The following is a 25,013-nucleotide window of genomic DNA, read 5'->3' on the forward strand; positions in this document are numbered from 1 at the left end:
TGACCATATCGGGGGGCGATTGCGCCCCCCGAATTCGTTTAGAGTATATTTTTCGCCAATAGGAGGCTGACGGATGGCCGATACCAAGAACCGGGCTTTGTCCGAAGAAGAGCTACAGGATCTCGTTACATCGTCAGATTCCGGCGCGCGCAGTCCGCAAGGCAGCGTTGCACTGTTCATGGCTGTTGTGGCGTTGGTCTGGTCTCTTTTCCAGGTTCTCCTGGCATCACCAGTGTCAAACCTTCTGCTTCCGGGCGATATCATCAACAATTCGCGTCAAATCCATCTGGCATTCGCAGTCTTCCTGGCGTTCATGGCCTATCCGGCACTGAAATCCAGCCCAAGACACTATATTCCGATTCAGGACTGGGCCATGGGCCTCTTCGGCGCGTTCCTCGCGCTTTATGGTTATTTCTTCTATGAAAAGATCGTCTCGTCCGGTGGCCTGGCTGACGACACCGACAAGTGGTTCGCGCTGGCCGGTCTGATTATCCTGTTCGAGGGTGCGCGTCGCGCGCTTGGCCCGGCCATGGCGATCATCGCCACGATCTTTCTGCTCTACGTTTTCTTCGGCGCTTCCGCCGCCGTCCCGGAAGTCATCCGCTGGAAAGGTGCCTCGCTTCAAAAGGCGATGAGCCATATGTGGATCACCTCGGAAGGCGTGTTCGGGATCGCGCTGGGGGTTTCGACGAAATTCGTCTTTCTCTTCGTGTTGTTCGGCGCGCTGTTGGACAAGGCGGGTGCGGGCAACTACTTCATCAAGATGGCTTTCGGCGCGCTGGGCCATCTGCGCGGGGGCCCTGCAAAAGCTGCCGTTGTCGGCTCTGCCGCGACAGGCCTCATTTCGGGTTCTTCCATTGCCAACGTGGTCACCACGGGGACATTCACCATTCCGCTGATGAAGCGCGTGGGCTTTTCGTCTGAAAAGGCTGGCGCGGTCGAGGTTGCCTCTTCGGTCAACGGTCAGATCATGCCGCCTGTTATGGGGGCCGCGGCCTTCCTGATGGTTGAATATGTCGGCATTTCCTATGTCGAGGTCATCACGCATGCCTTTCTGCCTGCGGTGATTTCCTACATCGCGCTGGTCTATATCGTGCATCTTGAAGCGGTAAAGCTGAACATGCCGACGCTGGGCGATCGCGTTGTCAGCATGGGCAAGACCGTCGGCGGCATGGCGGCGTTCTTCGTGGGTTTCGCGGCGCTGTGCTACGGCACGAAATATCCGGTTGCCCTTGTGACATCCATGATGCCCGAGGGCGCGGCATGGGTTCTGGCAGCACTGACCTTTGCAGCCTATCTGGTGTTGTTGTACCTTGCCGCACAGGTTCCGGATCTGGAACCTGACGACCCCAATTCCGAAGACGTGACCCTGCCGGTGGTGGGCGAAATCTACAAATCCGGCCTCTATTACCTGCTGCCGATCATCGTGCTGGTCTATTTCCTGATGATCGAGCAGAAATCGCCGGGTCTGTCCGCATTCTGGGCATCCTTCCTGTTGTTTGGCATCTTGCTGACGCAGCGACCGCTGAAAGCGATGTTCCGCGGCGAAAGCGAAGTATTCAACGCCTTCAAGCTGGGTGTTCTGGATCTTATCAGCGGAATGATCGACGGCGCGCGCAACATGATCGGCATCGGTCTGGCAACCGCCACCGCGGGCGTGATCGTCGGCACGGTGACGTTGACCGGTGTGGGTCAGGTCATGGCCGATCTGGTCGAATTCCTGTCGGGCGGGAACCTGATCCTGATGCTGGTTATGGTGGGTATCCTCAGCCTCATCCTTGGGATGGGCCTGCCGACGACCGCCAACTACATCGTCGTCAGTTCGCTGATGGCGGGAGTTGTGGTGGAGTTGGGGGCACAGTCGGGGCTGATCGTTCCGCTTATCGCGGTGCACCTCTTCGTGTTCTACTTCGGCATCATGGCGGATGTGACGCCGCCCGTGGGGCTTGCCAGCTTTGCCGCTGCTGCGGTGTCTGGCGGGGATGCGATCCGCACAGGGTTCATCGCCTTCTTCTACAGCCTGCGGACCGTGGCGCTGCCCTTCATGTTCATCTTCAACACCGATCTTCTGCTGATCGACGTAGGATGGGTGCAGGGCATCATCATCTTCATTGTCGCGACCATCGCCATACTTGTTTTCACGGCGGGTACGATGGGCTGGTTCCTCACCAAGTCGCGGATCTGGGAAAGCGTCGCACTGGTGCTGATTGCCTTCGTTCTGTTCCGGCCGGGAATTGTGCTGGACAGGTTCCAGCCGCCCTACGCGGATTTCGACGCGGCGCAGCTTGAACAGGTTCTGGACGAGGCCGAAGTCGGCGATGTCGCCCGGATCCGGGTCTTCGGACCGGACTTCCTGTCCGGAGAAGCGTCGGAGACAACCTTGGTTCTTAATATCGAAAGCGAGGGCACAGGTGCCGAACGTCTGGACGGCAAGGGCATTGTCCTGGTCCAGGATGAGGAGGGGCGCACCGTGATGGAAGAGCCGTTCCCGACGTCGCCTTTCTTTGATGTGCTTGGCAGTTTCGATTTCTACGGTGATAATCCTGTGGAAATCACCCGCGTTCGGGTGCCCGCCGACCAATGGCCGAAAGAGCTTATCTTCATTCCGACACTTCTCTTGCTGGGTTTGATTGCCTATTTGCAACATGCGCGTAGTGGTCGCGAAACCGAAGGAGCTATCGCATGAGTAAATCTGTTTTGTGCGCGGTGGACATCAACGAAACCGGACAGGAGGTGCAGGTTCTAGAGCGCGCGGCGCAGCTGGCGGTTCTGGATGGCGCGTCATTGGATGTGGTGACCGTGGTGCCTGATTTCGGCAGCAGCATGGTTGCTGGCTTCTTCGAGGCGCATCATCACGAAAAAGCGGTGAAGCACGTCAGTCAGGAGCTGCACAAGTTCGTTGAAAATATTCTGGGCGCGGAAAATGCAAAAAACGTGCGCCACATCGTGTCGACCGGCAAAGCCTACGAGGAAATCCTCAAAGTCGCCCGAGAGACAACGCCCGAACTGATCGTGCTGGGCGCGCATAAACCGGACCTCAAGGATTACCTTTTGGGACCAAATGCGGCGCGCGTCGTTCGATTTGCAAAATCCTCGGTCTATGTGGTCCGGTAAAGCGCAAATTTCATGAGAAGGCGGGGGCGTCAGCCTTTTGCCTTCTCGCCCAATGCCCGGAATTGGCTGACTGTCATCGTCGTTGACAGCATCTCCGGATCAGTGACCACCTCGATCACAGATGGCAGGCCCGATGCGCGCGCGCGCGCAAATGCTTCTCCAAAGGCTTCAGTGGTCTCCACGCGCTCGCCATGCCCGCCATAGGCGCGCGCCAGCGCCGCGAAGTCTGGATTGGCCATCTCTGTCCCGGAAACACGACCGGGATAGGTCTTTTCCTGATGCATCCGGATTGTCCCGTACCGCCCGTTATTGACCACAATCGTGATCACCGCAGCGCCGTGCTGCCGTGCTGTCGACATCTCGTTCAATGTCATCTGGAAGCAGCCGTCGCCCGCCAGACATACCACCACCCGGTCCGGGTGCTGCAATTTGGCCGCGATCGCCGCCGGAAAGCCATATCCCATAGAGCCGGATGTTGGCGCCAGCTGCGCGTCATATTGGCGGAACTGGTAATAGCGGTGGATGAATGCCGCATAGTTACCGGCTCCGTTGGTGATGATCGCATCATCGGGCAGCGTGTCGGACATCCAGCGCAGCACTTGTTCCAGTTTCACTGCGCCGGGGGTTTCCTGAGGTTCGCGCCATGCCTCATAATCGGCGCGGGCAGAGGCGGTCCATTCGGGCCAGCCCTGATTGCCGGGCAGTTCTGCCAGCACCTCAAGGGCAGCAGGGGCGGCGCAGGCCAACGACGCTTCCACGCCATAAACGGCACCGATCTCATCCGGATCAGGCAGCACATGCAAAAGCGATTTGTTCGTGTCGGCGGGGTCGGGCAGGGTATAGCCGGCCGTTTCAATATCACCGAACCGCGTACCAAGTAGCAATAAACAGTCCGAGTCGCGCACCCGCTGTGACAGCTTGGGGTTTGCACCGACGCCCAGATCGCCGACATAAAAGGCATGACGATTGTCAAGATGCCCCTGCCTGCGGAAACTGACAGCGACCGGGATATTCTGCGTTTCAGCAAACCGCGCGAGATTCAATGCCGCGGACGCGCTCCAGCCGGGACCGCCTGCGACGACCAAAGGCCGCTCGGCGCGATGCAGCTTGTCCAGCAGCGCCTGTACGTCTTCGTGCGCCGGTCGGCCGATGGCGGCACCCGTGCCGGAGAAATCCGGCACCTCTGCGCTGGCTGACAGCATATCCTCTGGCAGCGCCAGCACAACGGGACCGGGCCTTCCGGAGTTCGCAACACGGAACGCTCGCGCGACATACTCAGGGATGCGGGCGGTCTCGTCGATTTCCGCGACCCATTTCGCCAGTGATCCGAACATGGCGCGATAATCGACTTCCTGGAACGCCTCTCGGTCACGGTGTCCGCGGGCGATCTGGCCGACAAACAACACCATCGGTGTGCTGTCCTGTCGCGCGACATGTATGCCGGCGCTGGCGTTCGTAGCCCCCGGCCCGCGCGTCACGAAAGCGACACCGGGTCGACCAGTCAGCTTGCCATGCGCCTCAGCCATCATTGAGGCGCCGCCCTCGTGTCGGCACACGACGTTCTGGATACCACTGTCATGAAGCCCGTCGAGCGCGGCAAGAAAACTTTCGCCTGGCACAGAGAACACCCGCTCGACACCGAGTTTTACAAGCTGATCCGTGAGGATTTGACCGCCGTGCCGTTTCATCTGCCGCTCCGAGTTTGATAAGGTTTGGCAAACCTTGGGACACTGATCCGGCGAGTGCAAGCCGACAAGGGTCTTGCACTGGGCCGCGCCCCAGCTACGTTCGGATGACAACCTGTTCAGAGGACTTATATGACCGAACTTGCCCTGCTGGGAATATCCGGCTCTTTGCGTGCCGCATCGACCAATACAAAACTTGTCCATCAGGCTGCGCGCCATTTCGGGACAGCGCAATTCATGCTGGCCGATCTACATCTGCCGCTTTTTGATCAGGACATTCAGGATGGACCGGGTATTCCACCCGAGGTGCAACTTTTGGCGGATCAGATCGCCTTTGCGGACGCTGTGGTGATCTCTACTCCAGAGTATAACAAGGCGATATCAGGCGTTTTGAAGAATGCTCTTGATTGGGTCAGCCGCACGGAAGGCAACCCCTGGAGGGACAAGCCGGTTGCTGTGATGTCCTCTGCGGCCGGTCGGGCAGGGGGCGAAAGGTCTCAATGGGTGCTGCGTCTGTGCCTGAACCCATTCCGGCCGCATGTGTTGCCTGGTCCGGAGATGCACCTTGCCGGCCCGACAAGGGAATTCACCGAAGATGGTGAATTGCCAAACGAGCTGTATCAAAAGGTATTAAAGGAATTGATGAAAGAGTTGCGGTCCGAAGCGTTGCGCCGCAAACCTTAACCGGAAACAAAAAGGGCCGCGAAATAGCGACCCTCTTTGTTGGCTCGGATGGTAGAGCTCAGCAGCCAGTACCGCGCAGGACCACACCTACTGTGCGCAGCATGACCTTCAGGTCGGTGCGCAGCGAAAGGTCGTTCAGGTAGTCCGCGTCAAAGGAGGCGCGGTCAGCAAAGCTCGATTTGTTCCGAGCAGAAATTTGCCAGAACCCGGTGATACCCGGACGCAGTGCGTAATAGGCCGTTCCAGGATAAAGGCGACGCTGGCACAGCATCATAGGCCGCGGACCAACCAAAGACATGTCGCCCTTCAGGACGTTCCAAAGCTGGGGTAGCTCGTCCAAGGAGGTCTTGCGGATAAAGCGCCCAACAAAAGTGATGCGCGGATCATGGACCAGCTTTTGACTATGATCCCATTCGGCGCGGGCTGAGGGGTTCTCGGCCAAAAAGGCGGACAATGCGCGATCCGCGTTCGGCACCATGCTCCGCAGCTTCCACATCCGGAAGGTCTTGCCGTTCCGGCCGATGCGTTTTTGAAAATAGATCGGGCTTCCGCCATCCAGCAGGATCAAGGGCACAAGGATCACCATGATCGCCAGCAGTGGCAGGATGGCAATAATTGCCAGAACGATGTCCAAAAAGCGTTTGCCGGAAGTTTCATAAAACGGTCGGCGCGCAGAACGGATCACGATTGGCCGATCAATGAACACTTCAGGTTCAGCGTTCGGCAACATATTTCTCATATGCACGGTCACAAAAAAGTCCTCTCAGAAGGCACACAACTATGGGTAACAAATCATCCGTAGAACCCACCAAGAGCGACATCATTGCATCGCAACATGCGATACAATGAACCAACAAGACGCCGTATAACGACATGTTGGACGATCTTGGCATCAATGGGTCTTACAAAACTTACCCTCACTCCAAACGACACACACCAGCCCCCAAGTGCATTCAGACGAACTAAGAAAATTTCTCATTAAATTCGTTCATCTGATGGACTTATGGCGACCACGATTGTTTCCGTCAACAGGCGAGCGATCACACATCTCTTGGTTGAAACTCACTGCCGAAGCGTCCACTGCCGGACGGATTAGTTAGGTGCACGGCGCACTTTCTTGAAGGGGAAATCCGGTAGGTTTGCGTCACGATTTCGTTCGTTTTCAAGCCGGATTTCCGAATGCCCGATCAAGTGCGAAATCGCCGTTTTTTCCAAAGGAGGATAAACAGTCTAGTTTTCTAACGCTTTCCTTTGATTTTTTGGGTAAAGTGGACGCTTAGCTACCAAAGCTCTGACGAAAACAGAGCCATGGAGGTCCCGAGAGTAGGTACGACGCATGTGGTAACGATCACGTCATGCTGACGGTAAATGGACAAAAAGAACTCTACAAAAAGGCGAGTAGGGACGCGGCCGGGAAAAACCAGAGATGCAGCGAGACACTACAAATCTTACGATATGTTACAGAAAATGTGTCAAGTTGATCGGCTTCGTGACCAATTTTCCGAATCTCTGCTGCTACTTCACGACGGCGCTGACGCGATTAGGCGACAATCTGACGTGTAATGGCGTCAGTTTTTGATCCTACACCGCGGTTGCAAGCGGCATAGCGAAGGACTATTTCGCATCAACCGGATTATGAAGCAGGAGCGAAGTCGTGGCCAATACTCTGTATCAGGGCGATCTGCCTGATGACTTGCAGCTCGGGCCTGTTGTTGCAATTGATTGCGAGACGATGGGCCTGCATCCGCATCGTGACAGGCTGTGTGTCGTACAACTGTCGGACGGCGACGGCAACGCGCATTTGGTACAGATCGCCAAGGGTCAAAGCGCAGCGCCGAACCTGTGCCGGATGCTGGAGGATCCAGAGGTCCTGAAGCTGTTCCATTTTGGCCGGTTTGACATCGCTGCATTATACAATGCGTTTGGCGCGCTGACGGCACCGGTCTACTGCACCAAGATCGCATCCAAACTGGTGCGTACCTATACGGACCGACATGGGCTCAAGAACCTGTTGCAAGAACTGCTGAACATCGACATTTCCAAACAACAGCAATCGAGCGATTGGGGCGCTGATGAATTGAGCCGCGCGCAGATCGACTATGCGGCTTCCGACGTCTTGTATCTGCACCGTCTGCGCGAGGCGTTGGACATGATGCTTGCACGCGAAGGGCGCAGTGAAATGGCGCAGGCATGTTATGACTTCCTGCCGATGCGGGCGAAGCTGGACCTTGCCGGCTGGCCCGAAATCGACATCTTCTCGCACTGATCGGCCTTGGAATGGCGCGGTCAAGCGGCACATATTCACGCGTCATCGCTTGGTTGAAGATCCTCTTGCCGCTTATCGCGTTGGGTTTGTTGTCGACGGTGTTCTTGCTGTCGACAGAAATCGACCCAGGCGCGGACCTGCCGTTCAGTAATGCTGAGATGGCCGACCGTGCGTCATCGCAGCAGGTGACGGCACCTTATTTCTCGGGCGCGACCAGCAGCGGTGCCTTGTTGACCATCACCGCCGAAAGCGCGCGCCCCGACCCGGAAGAGGCGGGCCGCGCCTTTGCGTCCTCTGTGATCGCGCGCATGAAGATGAAGGACGAAAGTCAGATCATGCTGAACGCCCACAGCGCCACGTTCAGCGATCTTGACGACACGGCAATATTGTCCGGTGAGGTGTTGATCGAAAGCTCAACCGGCTATGTTATGACAACGCAAGAGCTTTCCGCCTCACTCAGTCGGATCGAGGCGGAAAGCGCCGGGCCGGTCGAAGCGACGGGTCCGGCTGGGACACTCAATGCCGGGCGGATGCGCATAGAGACGATCGAAAACGGCGAGGACGTTCGTTTGCTGTTCACCGATGGCGTAAAACTGGTATACGATCCGCAAAACTAGAAAGAATTGACCCATGTTGCCGATCCGTCCCGCGCTTTTGGCGCTCGCTCTTATCCTGCCGTTGCCGGTTTACGCGCAGGGGGCCAATGTCGCGTTTGGCGCGTCTCGGGACAGTTCGGGCCCGGTTGAGGTCACAGCCGATAATCTGTCGGTCAATCAATCGGATGGCACCGCCCTGTATACAGGCAATGTTGTCATTGGTCAGGGCGACATGCGGCTCGCGGCACCGCGGGTTCTGGTGGTCTTCGCGGAAGACAACAGCAAGATCGAACGACTTGAAGCGACCGGCGGCGTGACCCTTGTCAGTGGAGAGGATGCGGCCGAGGCCGAGCGCGCCGATTATGATATTGACGGCGGAACCATCGACATGGCTGGAAACGTTCTGCTGACGCAAGGCCCAAGTGCCGTGACGTCAGAGCGTATGCGCGTCGATCTGGACGCGGGCACTGCGCAGATGAGCGGTCGGGTGAAGACCATTCTGCAAAACGGCGATCAGTAATGACGCCCCCGGAACTGAAAGTGACCGAGGGCGGAAACGGATTGCGTGTTGAACACTTGCGGAAAAGTTATCGCAAGCGCGTGGTGATCCGCGATGTCAGCCTGAATTTACGGCGCGGCGAGGTTGTGGGCCTGCTTGGGCCCAACGGGTCTGGCAAGACCACGACATTTTATGCCATCGCAGGTCTGGTCAGTCCGGAAGGTGGGCAAGTCACGATCGACGGGCGCGACGCAACCTACCTTCCAATGTACCGCCGTGCAAAATATGGCATCGGCTATCTTCCACAGGAAATGTCGATTTTTCGAGGCCTCTCGGTCGAGGACAACATTGCGGCCATTCTTGACATCAGCCAATCGGACCACCACAAGCAGCGCGAACGCTTGGAGGAATTGCTGAGCGAGTTCTCCATTGAGCATTTGCGCCGTGCGCCAGCATTGGCCCTGTCAGGGGGCGAGCGTCGCCGGGTCGAGATTGCCCGCTGCCTGGCCGCCGATCCCAAATATCTGCTGCTGGACGAACCGTTTGCTGGCGTCGACCCGATTTCCGTCAATGAGATCCGCCATCTTGTTGCCGACCTGAAAAAACGCGGCATCGGCGTGCTGATCACCGATCACAACGTCCGCGAAACGCTGGAAATCGTCGATCGCGCCTACATTCTGCATGATGGCACGGTGTTGATGTCGGGAACGCCGGAAGAGGTTGTTCAGAACGAAAACGTGCGGCGCGTCTACCTTGGCGATAATTTCAAAATCTCATGACGTCGCCGATCGTCCAACTTCAAGGGCAATTTTTCTACTAAATTTGCACGGATCCGGGCCGGATTCGATTGACAGTTGACCTGCGTCTCGCCTCAAATAGGACCATGACAACACTGAGAAAGACCATCATGCTCTGCATCTCGGTTTCTCCGGAGGAAAGCCAATGCTCTTTTCAGTGATGTTTTTCCCCGCTTTGGACCTGACGTATTATGGACCTCCCCCATGCGTCTCATGTCCGAAGTGTCAGATAAGAAGGATCTCAGGATGCTCTACCAGATCACAGGCAAACATATCGATGTCGGCGAAGCCCTGCAAACGCATGTAAAGAACGAACTGAACTCGGTTGTTCAGAAATATGCAGAACGCCCAACCGACGCGAATGTCGTTTTTTCCAAGAGCGCCCATGAATTTGTCTGCGAGGCGACGGTGCATCTGTCGACCGGGCTGACCGCGACTGCCAAGGCCTATGCCACTGAAATATATTCGGCTTTTGATGATTGCGCCGAGAAGATGGAGAAACAGCTCCGGCGGTACAAGCGCCGTTTGAAAGACCATCACAAGGACCGTTCGGTACCCGTTGAACTTTTCGGGGCGGCCTCGTATATCCTCGCCAGCGATTCTGAGTCGGAAGAGTCGGAAACAGACACGTTGCAACCGATCATCGTGGCAGAGATGGAAACCAAGATACCCTCTCTGACCGTGGGTGAGGCGGTCATGCAGATGGAGCTTGCCGGTGCGCCGGTCCTTGTGTTCCGAAACGAAAAGAAGGACGGGGTGAACGTCGTATACCGCCGTGAAGACGGCAATATCGGCTGGATCGACCCGTAATCGACCACTTCGGCAGCACGCCAGCAGGCTGTGTCAAAGCGCCGGTAAGACAGGCATGTAATGAACTTTCTCAAGCTTTTGAAACCGGAGGCGGTCAAGGTTATTGGCGCAGCTTCCAGCAAGAAACGATTGATGCATGATCTGGCTGACCTGGCAGAGGCTGCTTACGGCATCAGCGCCCCCGCGGCGGTCGAGGCGCTGATGGAGCGTGAAAGCCTTGGCCCAACGGGTGTGGGGCAAGGCGTTGCGCTGCCGCATGCACGCATTCCGGAACTGTCTGACGTGGTCGGCGTCTTTATCCTGTTGGACAAGCCGATCAACTTCGAATCCGTCGACCGACAACCGGTCGATGTAGTTTTTGGATTATTCGCGCCCGAGGATGCCGGCGTTGAACATCTCAAGGCCTTGGCGTTGGTTTCGCGGACGTTGCGGGAGGCGTCAGTTTGCGCAAAACTGCGGGCCAATCCGGATGCTGCGACGCTGTACACGATCCTGACCGAAGGCGAGTCGGTCGCTATCGCGTAGCTGCCCAGAGACATAACTGAAACCTTGCGCGGCGGCTCCTTAGCTGGGGCGCGCCGTTTCTGACGATGGTTCTCAGGGGCTCCAATCGCTGAAGCCAAAGATCAAATAATCACGGTAGTAAGCGTCGCGTGCCAGTGCCTCTAGCTGGGTGCTGTAGATCTCTTGCAGGGTGAAAGGCTCATCCGGGCTGGCGTCTTCGGTGTCGGGTGGCGCATGGTGGCCGACCTGCATAGCAAGGGCAGGAAGATAAACGGACATTTCCTCCTCTCGTACAATCATGTCAGGGAGGGCAAAAGTGCTCATGTCTTGTAGACATTGCGCCTGACTGGCCCAATGGGCATCCACACGAATAGCGGTCTGACCATTCAGGTTGGCCTTCAAGAATTTCAGAAACGCAGCAAACGCGGTCTGGTGAGCGTTGGCGTCGTAGCGCGAATCTGACGGATCATCCGGCAGGTCTAATCCGTGGACACGTTGCAGGGCCTGCCGAATTTTCGCAAAATTGCCCGGTCCGCGGGCCAGGATTTTCGTGCAGAACGCGGTATGGGCGCGCAATAGCGGATGCCGGATCACGGCAAAGCTGCGATGGCCGGGCTTTGCCTTCATCCATTTGCGCAGGCTATTTTGCGAGAACCGAGTCTGTAACGCGTTCCTGCCAGCGCCATCCAGCGATGCCAGCCATTCCAGTACCACTTCTTCCGGGCCCGACCGGATCGGCAGGTAAAGCAGCGCGCTGGCTGGCGCGGCGACATAACGGGGAACCTGCGGGCCGCGCCGCGGTTCGAAATTCGGCGTACGCGTCAGGTTGAAGCGATCCAGGTTGGCCAAGGCAGCTTCCATCTCCGGGAAATTCGCAACCTTGTCGGCAAGCGGTTCGGGGTTCTGACGCTTCAGCTTTTTGTCCAACCCTTCAAGACGGTCAGCCACGCCCAGCCACGCTGCCAGCCCGTTCATCACCGCAATGTCCTGCAAATCCTCAAACGCGACGTAAAAGGCGGTCTGGCCCGTCGTTTGCAGCGCCTTAAGCAGGCGAACCTGAAATGCTTGCAAGCGGGTCAGGTATTCTTTGAATTCTTCGGCATCAAACCAGGCAGGACTGTCTTTTCGTTTCTCGACATTGGTCAGCTTCCACTGGCCGGTGGCTTTGGCGATCTTCCAGCTTGTGTAGCTTTCGATCGGGTTGCGTGTCAGAACAATCTTTGCACATCGTGGATCGTTCAGGATCAGATCAAGCGCGCCGGGATGATGATCGTGGAAGAAGCGAAACCCGCCAATCCCCTTGGTTTTGTCGCGGATCACCTCAATCAGGTGGCCGGGGTCACGGTCGCGTTGAGCAAGGGTGACATCTAGAATGTCTTCCGAATTCGGATAGCCGATGAAACTGGGGTTGAAGGCTTCGCCATGACAGGTGAGGCCGTCGAATTGGTTAAGGTTTGCCTCGAGAAAGTTGGACCCGGTGCGCATCTCTGCAAACACCACGAAATAGTCGAATTGCGCGGCCATCCTCTATCGTACCAGATACGGTTTTTGAGGCAAAGATTGTGCATTCATCGGTTCAGGATTTACCGGAAAGTTGCCTGTCAACTTGGGCTGGACACCCTGATTTTTCAAGTTTTGAAGGAATTGACCAAATCCGGTCAGGTCGGCCATCCGGGGCGCTTCTGCCAGCCGTTGCGATGGTTTCTGACTCATCTCATCGATGATGGTTTGCAATAAGCCAATTGGCGCAGCAATGAACTCTGCCAAGGTCCAAATCCTGACCCGCGCTTTGGCCTCCGGGCTGCGTAAGATCGCAAGATGTTCGGCTTCGACCTGCTGTAGCTTGGTCGCATCTTTGCGGATGTCGGCGAAATCAACATTCGATTTGAACAGCGGAATGGCCCATGCGCCGCTGATGACGGACACTTGCGCGTTGCGATCGAAAGCGATGGTTTCGCGAATCCGTTGATCGTCGGTCGGTCCAAACAGGAAACATTGCCGTTCGCCGCGCGTGTTCCACAGCAGATTGGTCAAAAAGGCGGCACAATTGGCATCGCGCAATGCGGCGCTATCAGACAGGCCGCCAGCCACGATGGTTTTCCCACCCGCAAATTCAACGCGATCTCGTGCAAACAGGTGGCCGTGCAAACGGGTTCCGGTTGTCCGGTTCATCCAGTCTGAAAAATCTTCGAACAGGTCGGAAAACCCATGAAAAACAGAATATTTTGCAGCGGTGCCGCTGGCGTAACCACTCCGCGGAAAACGGCTTTGCATATATAGGCCGGAACGTCCGCGGGTCCGCCGCTGCACCGCTTTGGCAAAGATGCGATCAACCTTGCCAAGATCCGGCTCGGTTCTGTTCATGTCGTTGCCGGGCGCGGCCAGGAATGCATCGTAGAGTTTATTCGCGCGCGGCCAGATCTTGCGTGCAACGAAACAGTCCGACCGCCGCAGAAGCCGCAAATGGTCGTCGTAAAAGATGTGAGGTCTGCCCGGAAAATCAAACTTGGACAGTGTCAAAGAGCGGCTTTCCAGCGCAACGGAATAACGGCGCGCAAGTGTTTGAAAGTAACTCTCGTCCGGTATCCAGACCCGTTTGAAATACTTGTCGAACACGGGCCGTTTGGGATCTTGCAGAATGGCTGATAGTGTCTGTCGCGTCAGGCACCACCACTGGCTTCCCATATGCGGCACGATTCCGTCGGGTATGTTTCGCTTGAACCCGATACGGCGCTGAAGATCGACATACTTATCGAACAGATAGCGATGCCTTTTCCACGAAAACGGGAACCTTAAGGTAAAGCGTTCCTCGTCCAGCCCGCCAACCGGCCAAAGCACCGTCGCGACATTCGCGCTTTCGATGAAATCGGTCTGAGGTCGCTCTGCCAGATAAGAGATCAGGTCTTCGACGGGGCGCAACGGCAGGCACGCACCGGAGGTCAGATAGACGTGCCGAATTTCCTTGAAAGAGGACAGCATGATCTCGCTGGCATCCTGAACGGCAGAAACAAGACCCCATGTGCCCCATTCGCAACGGTGGCGCGGCGCGAATTTCAGCGTTGCGACGTCAGACAGGGCCGCAGCGAATTTTTCATACCGAGCGAGCGGCAGCGCTTTATCGACATGAATCACCACGGGACAGCCCGCCCGAGCCCAGTGGCGCGCCACTTGTTCGGCCCGATCGAACGCGGTGTGCACAAGCATGATGATGCCGACAGTCATGCCCAGTTCCCTTTCGACATGAGACCCAACACTTCCAACTGTCTCCAGTTAATGTACTTCTCCGAGAATTCGCACCAAATGTCTGGATTATGCCGCAGCCGATCAGCATAGGCGATATATTCCTTTGACTTGGCGGAATGCTGTCCTCGGCTCAGCTCTTCTTCGGCTTTGGCAGCGAAGGTGTTGAGGAACTTCATATGCATCAGGATGCCGCTGGCTTTTTCACCACCACTTTTATCGTACACGATATTCAACCCGCGCGGTAACAGCATATGGGTGGAACTGACATAGGCGTAACGTCGGTCCCATTTGACCAACGGCACCTTGTTAAGCGCTGGTGCCTGTTTCGGCTTGTCCGCAAAGAACACACGCGCACGCGGCCCACCCTGGATCCATAGGTTCCAAAAGTCGGGGTTACGTTGAATGGTGTAGTTCCCGGCATCAAACCACGGCGCGATTTCCAGCGGGTTCTGCCCGGCAGTGTAGGGGTGTGTTTTCAGCGGTCCTTTGGGGTACATGTCCAGAAGCATCGCGCCAAAAGACCGCACCGAGGAGCTGTCCAGCCAATCGGTCAGCGCCTGGATCGGTCGGGTATCGCAGAACGGGAAGACGAAGAATTCATCCGGATCCACCACCAATGCCCAATGACCATGGGCATATCTGCGCAGCAACCAATTCGTCCAATCAACGCCAAACCGGGCGGCCCTGTAGCTGTCTTTCGTGGTCCAAAGAGAGATGTCGGGCTGATCCTGCAAATACTCGCGCGTGCCATCACTGCTGTCATTGTCGACGATCAGGAAGTGGCGAACGCCAAGATCTCGATAATATTCCAGAAAATACGGCAGCCGGACCAGTTCATTGCGCATCGTTGAGACCAAGAGCATATCGCTGTCCCGGATCGCTCGGGTTCGGTCCGCTGCAATCGTCAAGCCAAGGCTTTTGCGGCGCGCGCGCATCTGAAATTGTTTGCGCTTCAATCGCCGCCGATATGAATTGATCAACTTCAATTCATGCCCCTCATGGCGACAGTTTCACGCCGCCGCTCTCCTTCTACTCTGCACTGATTAACGCACTGTCGTATTTGACTTAACAAGTTAAGAACCGCTTTGGTTGGGGGCAGAACGGCCATTCTGGTATTGTTAATTCAAAACATAGGCATATCGCGACGGCTCGTAAACCTGTTGCGTCTCACATCCAGTTGCCGCGCGACATGAGGCCCAGTGCCTCCATGTGGCGCCAACTGATGTAGCGGGTTGAATGCTCGCACCAAAGATCAGGGGCCTGCATCAATGCCTCATAGTAGTCTTCATAGACTGCGCTGTTGTTGAAGTGTTCCTGGCGCGCCTTCTCTTCTTCGGACTTCTGGACGATCGTATCGAGAAACTTGGTGTGAAGCAGCAGCCCCGACAGGATTTCCGCCTCGCCATAGACCTGGTTCAGACGGCGCGGCAACAGCGCATGAGTCGAGTTCAGATAGGCATAGCGTCGGTGCCAGCGGACAAGCGGCGTCTTGTTCATTGTAGGCGCGCGTTGCGGTGTGTCGGCGAAGAACTTTCGCGCGCGGACACCGCCTTGAATCCACAGATTTCTCAAATGCGGCTGCATCTGGATCCGGTAATTGCCGTGGTCGAACCACGGCACAATCTCCAACGGATCCTGCCCCGGCGCATAACTGTAGGTATCAACGCGGCCTTTTGGATACATATCCAACATCATCGCAGCAAATGATGGAGTTTGGCATTCGTCCAACCATTCCGTCAGCGCGGGCAGTGGGCGTGTTTCCCAGTTCGGGTAGATCAGAATTTCGTCAGCATCGACCGTCAGGCACCAATGACCATGACCGTGACACGCCATAAGCCATGTCAGCCAGTCGAGACCAAAGCGTGACAGACGATAACTGGCGGTCGTTTGCCAAAGCGACACATCAGATTGATTGGCCAACAGGTCTTGGGTTTCATCGGTGCTGCCATTGTCGACGATCAGAAAATGCGCGACGCCAAGCTTACGATAATGCTCCAGAAAGAAGGGCAGCCGCAGCGCTTCGTTTCGCACCGTGGCAAATAGCAGAATGTCGGTGGAGACAATGGTGCCAGTGCGATCAGCAACGCACCGCATTTGACGCCTTTTGCGCAGCGCCCGAAGCAGCAGCCTGCGGCGTTTCCAGCGCAGCTTGTAGCCCATCCAAAGATCTTGCCACGTCTGTCGGCCCACATTCCACCTTTCCGGATGACCGCTCCGTCCTGTTGTCGACCGCTTCTGACCACATTGAGCTGTCGCCTGATTTCGTATTAAGGACCAGTTTAGTTCAAACAACTGTCTCGTGAGAGGGTAGTGCGTCTCAGCTTACAAAAAAGTAAGCGCCCATGATCCCGCCACCCTGCGTTGCAGTGAATGAAAGCCGCTTTCAAAGTTCGGTGCGGACAATCAGGATCGCCCGATTGCCTAAGGTGACTTGTCCGCAAGCCTCTGGGGGCGCTGCCGTCAAGCCCAACTGTGTCCTGCAACACGAAGCCCAAAGCCATCGCGGGAGAATAATGTCGCGGCCGCCTCATCGTCTATGCGGGCAGGTGCCAAGACGGGCTACTCGGCGGCTTTCTCCGTTGCCACAACTTGCGTCAGGAAGCGGCGGAGGTCGTCCTTCAAATCATCACGGGCAAGGCCGAATGAAACGGTCGCTTGCAGGAAACCAGCCTTGGAGCCGCAATCAAAGCGCTGCCCGCGAAAGCGGAAGCCGTAGACGCCGTCGTCGTTCCCGATCTCCTGGGCAATGGCGTCGGTAAGCTGAATTTCTCCGCCGGAACCTGCGCGCATTTTATTGAGATTACCTAGTACGTTAGGTGTAAGAATGTAACGACCGATAACAGCAAGGTTTGACGGCTCCGTGCCAGGGTCGGGTTTCTCGACCATGCCTTTGACCGATACCATCGCGCCCATGTCTTCCTGAATGTCGAGCACACCGTAGGAGCTGGCCTTGTCCCGAGGAACCTCCATCGCCGCGACCATATTCCCGCCAACCTCTTCATAGGCCTCTACCATCTGCTGGAGGCAGGGTTTTTCAGCAGCGATCACGTCGTCGGGCAGCATCACAGCGAAAGGTTCATTTCCGATCAGGCGGCGGGCGCACCACACAGCATGACCAAGCCCAAGCGCCTTGTGTTGACGCAGATAGGCGATCGCCCCAGATTCCATATTGGTGCTTTTCAGCACGTCCAACAGCTCTGTCTTGCCCTTCTTGCGAAGCTCGCTTTCCAATTGCGGTGCCTGATCGAAGTAATCCTCCAGCGCGCCTTTGCCGCGTGAGGTCACGAAGATGAATTCTTTGATCCCGGCGGCGCGCGCTTCGTCAATAGCGTATTGGATCAGCGGGCGATCGACCAATGTCATGATCTCTTTCGGTACAGACTTCGTTGCGGGCAGAAATCGTGTGCCAAGTCCAGCAACCGGGAAAATCGCTTTGGTAACCTTGTTTCGCATACCGTTTCTCCTGATCTGGGCAACGTCACATAACGTCAAAAATTGTTTCGAACACTTCTTAGACTAGAAATACCTAACATTCATACTGAAAAACTACCGCAATTACCTTGGTTTCAGGGGAATTGCGGAGCATTTTGCGCGCATTTGACGCAACGGGGATTATTGTTTCGGCGTCACGACACATAGGTGAAGATATGAAATGCGCAGGCATGGCAAGCGCGTGGTGCCCCAAAAGAACGTCGGCGGGACATGCATGCGCTCCGCCGACGTTCTGTTTTCAGGCGTCTTGCAGGGTCACGCCGGGGGCGTAGGCAATGAAGAACGGATTGGCAAACCCATCCTTGCCATAAGCCAGCGGGGTGTGGTCATCAAAACGCACGACGCGCCCGCCTGCCCCGGCTAAAACGGCGTGCCCGGCAGCCGTGTCCCATTCCATCGTGCGTCCAAGGCGCGGGTAAATGTCAGCCTCGCCAGTTGCGACAAGGCAGAATTTCAGAGAGGATCCGGCGCTGGTCATGTCCTTGACGTTGTATTTGCCAATATAGTCATCGGTTGCCTGATCACGATGCGATTTAGACGCGACGATCATCAATCCGTCATTATCGGGTGTTGTAACGCTCATCTGGGTGGTTTCGCCTGCCTCGTCCTTGTCGAACGCACCGGTCTCTTCAACCGAAACACCGGTGGAGGCGGTATAGAACAGGCGCCCCTTTGCCGGCGCATAGACGACGCCGCGCGTGGGCACGCCGTTTTCAACCAGCGCGATGTTCACGGTGAAATCCCCCCGGCGGTTGATGAATTCCTTTGTGCCGTCCAGCGGATCGACGATCAGAAAGGTCCGCGCGTCGACAGAATGGCTTGCGGCCTGTTCTTCGGTGACCAGCGCGACATCGGGAAACGCTTCTCGCAGGCCCGCAGAGATATGCGCGTCCGCCGCCTCATCTGCCGCTGTGACCGGGCTGTCATCGGATTTGACCTTCACGCCGAAATCGTCGGCGTTGTAGATGTCCATAATCAGATCGCCGGCTTCGAGCGACAGTTTGCGCATCACGCGGGTCAGAGTTTCGTAGTTCAATTCCAGTCTCCTTCGGCCACCGGCATGCAAATGTTGGGCGGATTAATTGATTAGCAGGGTCTGGCCCTTTATGATAGCGCGCAGGCGGAACGGCAAGAAGTCCAGACACCTAGCGTTCCCCCGACCCGGAGCAGTGTGCCGATGTTTCAACAATCCAAGCCGCGGTCCACTTTCGGATCCGCCATCAATATTGCAGAGCTGATTTATCACGGCAGCGTCAGATCGGTGCGCAAGACGCACGGCAATGCGTTTATGGCGCTGTTGATCAACATGCTTCAGACGATCATTTTCGTGATGGCGTTCTATTTCATGTTCATCATCCTGGGATTGCGCGGTGCCGGTATCTCGGGCGACTTCATGGTCTATATTATGACAGGGGTTTTCCTGTTCATGACCCATGTGAAGACACTGGGCGCGGTATCGGGAGCAGAGGGACCGACAAGTCCGATGATGCAGCATGCGCCGATGAACACCGCCATCGTGATCTGTTCAGCGATGGTTTCGGCGCTGTATATTCAGATTCTGTCATTGTTCGTTATACTGTTTGCCTATGACGTTCTGGTCAATCCGGACTTGCTTGAGGATATTCACGATCCCGTCGGGTGTATGGCAATGTTGCTGTTGGCCTGGTTTACCGGCGCGGCGATCGGCATGGTGTTTCTGGCGCTGCGACCGTGGTTCCCGACACCTGTCAGCATCATCAGCACGATTTACCAACGCGCCAACATGATTGCTTCGGGCAAGATGTTCGTGGCCAACACCCTGCCGCCAGCGATGCTGAAACTTTTCGACTGGAACCCGTTGTTCCATGCCATCGACCAATCCCGAGGCTATGCTTTCATCAACTACAATCCGCGTAACTCCAACTGGGAATACGCGTTTATCCTTGGGGCTGTGCTGATGGTGATCGGCCTTATGGGAGAGTTCTATACTCGCAAGAAAGCCTCAGCCTCCTGGGCGGCACGCAGGTAACCATATCGGAATTCTTCACGGCTGCGGTCATCTCGATCACGTCACGACCCGTAGCGTCAGGTTGATCCGTCCGCCCTGCGGAAGAAGTGTCGAAGAACCAAAGCGTATCCGGTCCACGCCGTGATATGTCAGGCGCGCCGCTCCGCCCATCACCACCACATCACCGGAACGCAGCCAGAAAGATTCTGTCGGGCCTTTGCGTGCATCCGTGCCGACCCGGAACAGGCCTTCATCGCCCAGCGATACTGACAGGACGGGAAAGCTGAAGTCGGCTTCGTCACGGTCCTGATGCAATCCCATCCGCGCACCCTCGCCGTACCAGTTGACCAAGCAGCATTCGGGCAGGCGGTGGTTGTTCGCCAAAGCCTGCCATATGTCCAACACGCGTTCAGGGATCGGTGGCCATGCCTCGCCGTTCGGATGCTTTGCGGCGTAGCGGTAGCCGCTTCGATCGGAAATCCAGCCGAATCGCCCTGCTGACGTCATGCGCACTGACATTTTCTTGCCCCAGCGGGTTTCCGGTGAAAACAGGGGCGCTGCTGTGACGATGCCGCGGATGTCGTCGACCAGCGCCGCCTGCTCTGGGCGGTCCAGATAGCTGCGGTAGACGTCAATGCCGCGCAAGGTAAGCGAGGGTTCCATGCCGGTATTTCGCCCCGTTGGATGCTCTCGCGCAACGGAAATCCGAAAAATTTGCTGGATGACCGGGTTTGCGGCGCTTGCAGCGTCAATTGTGCCTCCTTATATACCCTGCGAAGCGCGGGTCAGGGTGGCCAACTCTGGCGCGTTACACACCAACGGGGCAGGGATGCCATAAAGGGTCCTGACCTCGTGTCATCGCCTTGAATAAGAAAGGGATCGCAACATGGCCAAAGTTATTGGTATCGACCTTGGAACCACCAACAGCTGCGTCGCCATCATGGATGGATCGCAGCCACGCGTGATCGAGAATGCGGAAGGTGCGCGCACCACGCCGTCGATCGTCGCGTTTACAGATGACGAGCGCCTCGTGGGTCAGTCCGCGAAACGGCAGGCCGTCACCAACCCTGAAAACACCGTTTTCGGCGTCAAGCGTCTGGTCGGTCGTCGGAATGACGACGCGGATTTGGCCAAAGACCGCAAGAATATGCCGTTCGAAGTGATCGATGGCGGTAACGGCGACGCTTGGGTGCGCGCCAAAGGCGAGAAATATTCGCCCAGCCAGCTTTCGGCCTTCATTCTGCAAAAGATGAAAGAGACCGCCGAATCCTATCTTGGCGAAGACGTCACGCAAGCCGTGATTACCGTGCCTGCCTACTTCAACGACGCCCAGCGTCAGGCCACCAAGGATGCGGGCAAAATCGCCGGTCTTGAAGTGCTGCGGATCATCAACGAGCCGACAGCCGCTGCGCTGGCATACGGTCTCGACAAGAAAGAAGCGCGCACTATCGCGGTCTATGACCTTGGCGGCGGTACGTTTGACGTGACCATCCTGGAAATCGACGACGGTCTGTTTGAAGTTAAATCGACCAATGGCGATACGTTCCTTGGTGGTGAAGACTTTGACATGCGGATCGTCAACTATCTGGCGGATGCGTTCAAGAAAGAGCATCAGGTCGATCTGACCAAAGACAAGATGGCCCTTCAGCGCCTGAAAGAGGCGGCTGAAAAGGCGAAGATCGAACTGTCCAGCTCCAGCCAGACAGAGATCAACCAGCCGTTCATCTCGATGGGCGCCAACGGTCAGCCGCTTCACATGGTGATGAAGATGACCCGCGCGAAGCTGGAAAGCCTTGTGGGTGATCTGATCAAAGCATCGATGAAGCCCTGCGCCGCTGCGTTGAAAGATGCCGGTATCGCCACGTCCGAGATCGACGAAGTCGTTCTGGTTGGTGGTATGACGCGCATGCCGAAAGTGATCGAGGAAGTCACCAAATTCTTCGGGAAAGAGCCGCATAAGGGGGTGAACCCGGATGAGGTCGTCGCCATGGGTGCCGCCATTCAGGCCGGTGTTCTTCAGGGAGACGTCAAGGACGTTGTGCTGCTCGACGTGACTCCGCTGTCGCTGGGCATCGAAACGCTGGGTGGCGTGTTCACCCGTCTGATCGACCGCAACACCACGATCCCGACGAAGAAAAGCCAGGTCTTCTCGACCGCCGAGGACAACCAGAATGCCGTGACAATTCGGGTGTTCCAAGGCGAGCGTGAGATGGCGGCCGACAACAAGATCCTTGGCCAGTTCAACCTTGAGGATATTCCTCCCGCGCCGCGCGGCTTGCCCCAGATCGAAGTGACCTTCGACATCGACGCGAACGGTATCGTGTCCGTGTCTGCCAAAGACAAGGGCACCAACAAAGAGCACAAGATCACCATTCAGGCATCGGGTGGCTTGTCGGATGCCGACATCGAGAAGATGGTGAACGAAGCCGAAGAAAACGCCGAATCAGACAAGGCCCGTAAGGAGCTTGTCGAGGCGAAGAACCAGGCCGAAAGCCTCATCCACTCGACCGAGAAATCGGTGGAAGAGCATTCCGACAAGGTTGATCCGACAACTGTCGAGGCGATCGAGTTGGCCATTGCCGCGCTGAAAGACGAAATGGAAACCGAAAACGCGGATAAGATTAAATCGGGTATCCAGAACGTTACCGAAGCTGCGATGAAGCTGGGTGAAGCGATCTACAAGGCCAGTCAGGAAGCCGGTGAAGACGGTCCTTCTGCTGCTGATGATGCAGGCGGTGCCGACGATGATATCGTGGATGCCGACTTTGAGGATCTTGACGACAGCAAGCGGGCCTAAGGCCGCGCCTGCGGAACATTCGGGGCCGGTCCGGACATCGGGCCGGCCCGTTTCGTTCCGCGATAAGGAGAACGACAATGTCGAAACGCGACTATTATGATGTTCTCGGGATCAAGAAGGGCGCTGCTGCGGACGAGATCAAGAAGGCCTATCGCAGTAAGGCCAAGGAACTGCATCCCGATCGCAACGCCGACAATCCCGAGTCAGAAGGCCAGTTCAAAGAAGTGAACGAGGCCTATGAGGTCCTGAAGGACGCCGAGAAAAAGGCGGCCTATGACCGCTTCGGCCACGCCGCCTTCGAAGGTGGCATGGGCGGCGGTGGCGGACGGCCCGGCGGCTTCCACTCCGGCCAGCAGGGTGATTTTGCCAGCGCCTTTTCGGATGTATTCGATGATCTCTTTGGCGATTTCATGGGCAACGGTGGTGGCCGTGGTGGTCGACAGCGCGCGGCCCGTGGTGCGGATCTGCGCTACAACCTGCGCGTCACGCTGGAAGAAGCCTTCAATGGATTGCAGAAAACCATCAATGTGCCGACTTCGGTGCAATGTGGGTCTTGCAGTGGATCAGGTGCCGAAGGCGGTGCAGAGCCGACGACGTGCCCGACCTGTTCCGGTATGGGCAAAGTCCGCGCACAGCAAGGTTTCTTCACGGTCGAGCGCGCCTGCCCAACCTGTTCCGGTCTGGGCCAGATTATCAAGAACCCCTGCACCACATGCGGCGGCAACGGGCGTCTTCAGAAAGAGCGCGCGCTGAGCGTCAATATTCCTGCGGGCGTCGAAACGGGCACCCGTATTCGGTTGGCAGGTGAGGGCGAGGCGGGCCTGCGCGGCGGGCCTCCGGGTGATCTGTACATCTTCATCGAAGTGTCGGCGCATGATATTTTCCAGCGCGAAGGAAATAATCTGTTTTGCCGGGTTCCGGTTTCAATGACCGCAGCAGCACTTGGTGGGGATATTGAGGTGCCGACAATCGACGGCGGACGCAGCCGCGTCAAAATTCCGTCAGGCAGCCAATCCGGACGGCAGATGCGGTTGCGCAGCAAAGGAATGCCCGGTTTGCGGGGCGGTTCTGCCGGTGACATGTTCATCGAGCTTGCAGTTGAGACGCCGGTTAACCTGACCAGCCGTCAAAAGGAACTTCTGCGCGAGTTTGAAAACCTGAGCGAAGAGAACAACCCAGAATCTTCGACGTTCTTCAAATCGGTCAAGAACTTCTGGGATTCGATGAAGGGCTGAATCAGCCGTCCAACAAATAGAACAGCCGGCAAGGGCATAGCCCTTTGCCGGTTTTTTTGTACGCCGGGCGGTGCAGGATCAGATCTTGAGGAAAGGCTGCGCAAGGCGCGGCAACCAACCCTTGAACCGCAACGGGGCGTCGGTGACGGCCAGGCAGATGCAATCCTCGGAGATGTCGGCTATCGGCGTGTGCTCCAGATCAGCATCGGCAGTTTCCACGTCGCCCTTCTCGAATCGCGCGGTCGCATCTTCGAACGCGCCTTGCAGAACCAAGGTCAGCTCTGTCCCCGAATGGCCATGATCCGGCACTGCCGTGCCCGCCGGAATGAACAGCAATCGTGCCGTAGCCTCTGGGCCTGTAGGCAGAATCGCCTGCTTCACGCCCATCCCGACTGGACGCCATTTCACCGATGCGAGCGACCCGCCAACGTAATCGGCCAATGGCACAGGCAATGACGGATCACTGTTGCGACGGGGCGGGATGGACGCGTCAGACCCGATCAGGTCGAGCGTCCGGGTGAAGCTGTCATCCGACATGGCCTGCGTGCCGCAGCTATCGATCAGGTTTCCACCGATGGCATCAAGGCTTTCGGCCGACGCGCGGCATTCGTCGCACATAGAAATATGCGCGGCAATGATCAGATCAAACGCTTCGGGCAGCGTGCCCGCCGCATAACGCATCAGCAGATCATCGGGTATATGGTGTTTTATCATCGTCGTGGTCATTTCATTGCGTGGCGCAAACGGTCGAGCGCCAGTCTTATGCGAGATTTGATCGTGCCAAGCGGAAGGCCGGTTTGCTCTGCGATCTCGCTGTGGCTGAGATCGCCAAAATACGCTTTTTCGATCAAGTTGCGCTGTTTTTCGGGTAAGGCGGCGATCGCGCGCCCCAGTTCTTCGGTTTCCTGTTGCAGTCCCAGAACGTCGGCTTGGTCCGGTTCGGCCTCGGGTCCCCAGGTCAGATCTTCGGGTTCCGGGCGGCGTTGCTTGCGGATCAGGTCAATCTTGCGGTTCCGTGCAATCGTGAAAACCCATGTCGACACGCTGGCGCGACTGGGGTCGAACAGGTGCGCCTTGCGCCAGAGCGTGGCCATCACGTCCTGCGCGCATTCTTCTGCAAAGGCGGCATCGGTGCCGCCCCGCATCACGAACCCTTTCACGCGCGGCGCGAAATGCTCAAACAACTCGCGGAACGCCTGCTGATCCTGACGGTCACGAATGCGCCGCACATGATCTACCCAGTCGGTCGCGTTGCTGCGCTTTGTCCCTTTCACGCAAATCTTCTCCGGCGTCGTAACTGGATG

At 56.9% G+C, this 25,013-nt stretch carries 23 protein-coding genes; 12 read left to right on the top strand and 11 right to left on the bottom strand.

Going from position 1 to position 25,013, the window contains the following annotated elements:
- Positions 1-73: 73 nt before the first annotated feature.
- Together B8991_RS10105 and B8991_RS10110 are read left to right on the top strand one after the other, a co-directional pair.
- Positions 74-2,686, top strand: a complete 2,613-nt coding sequence (locus B8991_RS10105; RefSeq protein WP_084352868.1) for a TRAP transporter permease — start codon at positions 74-76, stop codon at positions 2,684-2,686.
- Positions 2,683-3,114 (top strand): universal stress protein, encoded by a 432-nt coding sequence (locus tag B8991_RS10110; RefSeq protein ID WP_084352869.1) that lies wholly within the window; start codon positions 2,683-2,685, stop codon positions 3,112-3,114. Before B8991_RS10105 ends, B8991_RS10110 begins: the two co-directional genes overlap by 4 nt.
- Positions 3,115-3,143: 29 nt before the next feature.
- Here the strand turns inward: B8991_RS10110 and B8991_RS10115 are convergent, their stop codons facing one another.
- Complete coding sequence (locus tag B8991_RS10115; RefSeq protein WP_084352870.1) at positions 3,144-4,802, bottom strand: thiamine pyrophosphate-binding protein; 1,659 nt, start codon at positions 4,800-4,802, stop codon at positions 3,144-3,146.
- A 129-nt stretch (positions 4,803-4,931) separates the two neighbouring features.
- Here B8991_RS10115 and B8991_RS10120 point away from each other — a divergent pair, with 129 nt between their 5' ends.
- Positions 4,932-5,483: an NADPH-dependent FMN reductase gene (locus tag B8991_RS10120; protein WP_084352871.1), complete on the top strand. Its 552-nt coding sequence runs from the start codon at positions 4,932-4,934 to the stop codon at positions 5,481-5,483.
- 58 nt (positions 5,484-5,541) lie between these two features.
- Here B8991_RS10120 and B8991_RS10125 read toward each other — a convergent pair whose 3' ends face one another.
- Positions 5,542-6,117 (bottom strand): sugar transferase, encoded by a 576-nt coding sequence (locus B8991_RS10125; protein ID WP_412780704.1) that lies wholly within the window; start codon positions 6,115-6,117, stop codon positions 5,542-5,544.
- Positions 6,118-7,137: 1,020 nt separating this feature from the next.
- On the opposite strand from B8991_RS10125, the gene B8991_RS10130 reads away from it, so the two are divergent.
- The 6 genes from B8991_RS10130 (at position 7,138) to B8991_RS10155 (ending at position 10,976) form a co-directional block, all read left to right on the top strand.
- Positions 7,138-7,749, top strand: a complete 612-nt coding sequence (locus tag B8991_RS10130; protein WP_084352873.1) for a ribonuclease D — start codon at positions 7,138-7,140, stop codon at positions 7,747-7,749.
- 11 nt (positions 7,750-7,760) lie between these two features.
- Positions 7,761-8,366 carry an LPS export ABC transporter periplasmic protein LptC gene (gene lptC, locus B8991_RS10135; protein WP_084352874.1) on the top strand — a complete coding sequence of 202 codons (606 nt, stop codon included), beginning with the start codon at positions 7,761-7,763 and terminating at the stop codon, positions 8,364-8,366.
- Positions 8,367-8,379: 13 nt separating this feature from the next.
- On the top strand, positions 8,380-8,865 hold the full coding sequence (locus B8991_RS10140) for an LptA/OstA family protein (RefSeq protein WP_084352875.1): 486 nt from the start codon (positions 8,380-8,382) through the stop codon (positions 8,863-8,865).
- A complete protein-coding gene (gene lptB / locus B8991_RS10145; protein ID WP_084352876.1) occupies positions 8,865-9,623 on the top strand; it encodes an LPS export ABC transporter ATP-binding protein in 759 nt (252 codons plus the stop codon). Before B8991_RS10140 ends, lptB begins: the two co-directional genes overlap by 1 nt.
- 264 nt (positions 9,624-9,887) lie before the next feature.
- Complete coding sequence (gene hpf / locus B8991_RS10150; protein WP_084352877.1) at positions 9,888-10,451, top strand: ribosome hibernation-promoting factor, HPF/YfiA family; 564 nt, start codon at positions 9,888-9,890, stop codon at positions 10,449-10,451.
- A 60-nt stretch (positions 10,452-10,511) separates the two neighbouring features.
- Positions 10,512-10,976, top strand: coding sequence for a PTS sugar transporter subunit IIA (locus tag B8991_RS10155; protein ID WP_084352878.1), 465 nt, complete (start codon positions 10,512-10,514; stop codon positions 10,974-10,976).
- Between the two features lie 72 nt (positions 10,977-11,048).
- Here the strand turns inward: B8991_RS10155 and B8991_RS10160 are convergent, their stop codons facing one another.
- The 6 genes from B8991_RS10160 to cysQ form a co-directional block, all read right to left on the bottom strand.
- Positions 11,049-12,479: a sulfotransferase family 2 domain-containing protein gene (locus tag B8991_RS10160; RefSeq protein ID WP_084352879.1), complete on the bottom strand. Its 1,431-nt coding sequence runs from the start codon at positions 12,477-12,479 to the stop codon at positions 11,049-11,051.
- Between the two features lie 3 nt (positions 12,480-12,482).
- The gene (locus tag B8991_RS10165; RefSeq protein ID WP_084352880.1) at positions 12,483-14,177 is read right to left on the bottom strand and encodes a DUF5927 domain-containing protein; all 1,695 of its coding nucleotides are present in this window, start codon (positions 14,175-14,177) and stop codon (positions 12,483-12,485) included.
- The gene (locus B8991_RS10170; protein WP_084352912.1) at positions 14,174-15,133 is read right to left on the bottom strand and encodes a glycosyltransferase family 2 protein; all 960 of its coding nucleotides are present in this window, start codon (positions 15,131-15,133) and stop codon (positions 14,174-14,176) included. The genes B8991_RS10165 and B8991_RS10170 overlap by 4 nt, the downstream gene beginning before the upstream one ends.
- A 232-nt stretch (positions 15,134-15,365) precedes the next feature.
- Entirely contained in the window at positions 15,366-16,358 is a 993-nt protein-coding gene (locus tag B8991_RS10175; RefSeq protein ID WP_084352881.1) for a glycosyltransferase family 2 protein, read from the bottom strand.
- A 399-nt stretch (positions 16,359-16,757) separates the two neighbouring features.
- On the bottom strand, positions 16,758-17,651 hold the full coding sequence (galU, locus tag B8991_RS10180) for a UTP--glucose-1-phosphate uridylyltransferase GalU (RefSeq protein WP_084352882.1): 894 nt from the start codon (positions 17,649-17,651) through the stop codon (positions 16,758-16,760).
- Between the two features lie 277 nt (positions 17,652-17,928).
- A complete protein-coding gene (gene cysQ / locus B8991_RS10185; protein WP_084352883.1) occupies positions 17,929-18,726 on the bottom strand; it encodes a 3'(2'),5'-bisphosphate nucleotidase CysQ in 798 nt (265 codons plus the stop codon).
- Between the two features lie 141 nt (positions 18,727-18,867).
- Here cysQ and B8991_RS10190 point away from each other — a divergent pair, with 141 nt between their 5' ends.
- On the top strand, positions 18,868-19,698 hold the full coding sequence (locus B8991_RS10190) for an ABC transporter permease (protein ID WP_084352884.1): 831 nt from the start codon (positions 18,868-18,870) through the stop codon (positions 19,696-19,698).
- A 36-nt stretch (positions 19,699-19,734) separates the two neighbouring features.
- Here B8991_RS10190 and B8991_RS10195 read toward each other — a convergent pair whose 3' ends face one another.
- A complete protein-coding gene (locus B8991_RS10195; protein WP_084352885.1) occupies positions 19,735-20,340 on the bottom strand; it encodes an alpha-ketoglutarate-dependent dioxygenase AlkB family protein in 606 nt (201 codons plus the stop codon).
- A 223-nt stretch (positions 20,341-20,563) separates the two neighbouring features.
- On the opposite strand from B8991_RS10195, the gene dnaK reads away from it, so the two are divergent.
- Together dnaK and dnaJ are read left to right on the top strand one after the other, a co-directional pair.
- Positions 20,564-22,474 carry a molecular chaperone DnaK gene (gene dnaK / locus B8991_RS10200; RefSeq protein WP_084352886.1) on the top strand — a complete coding sequence of 637 codons (1,911 nt, stop codon included), beginning with the start codon at positions 20,564-20,566 and terminating at the stop codon, positions 22,472-22,474.
- A 77-nt stretch (positions 22,475-22,551) separates the two neighbouring features.
- Positions 22,552-23,709 (top strand): molecular chaperone DnaJ, encoded by a 1,158-nt coding sequence (gene dnaJ / locus B8991_RS10205; RefSeq protein WP_084352887.1) that lies wholly within the window; start codon positions 22,552-22,554, stop codon positions 23,707-23,709.
- A 78-nt stretch (positions 23,710-23,787) separates the two neighbouring features.
- On the opposite strand, the gene B8991_RS10210 is transcribed toward dnaJ, so the two are convergent.
- Positions 23,788-24,423, bottom strand: coding sequence for a ChrR family anti-sigma-E factor (locus B8991_RS10210; protein WP_235866599.1), 636 nt, complete (start codon positions 24,421-24,423; stop codon positions 23,788-23,790).
- Positions 24,424-24,431: 8 nt separating this feature from the next.
- Entirely contained in the window at positions 24,432-24,983 is a 552-nt protein-coding gene (locus B8991_RS10215) for a sigma-70 family RNA polymerase sigma factor (protein WP_235866600.1), read from the bottom strand.
- Positions 24,984-25,013 lie beyond the last annotated feature (30 nt).

Origin of the sequence: Primorskyibacter flagellatus (assembly GCF_900176485.1) — a bacterium.
GTDB lineage: Bacteria > Pseudomonadota > Alphaproteobacteria > Rhodobacterales > Rhodobacteraceae > Primorskyibacter > Primorskyibacter flagellatus.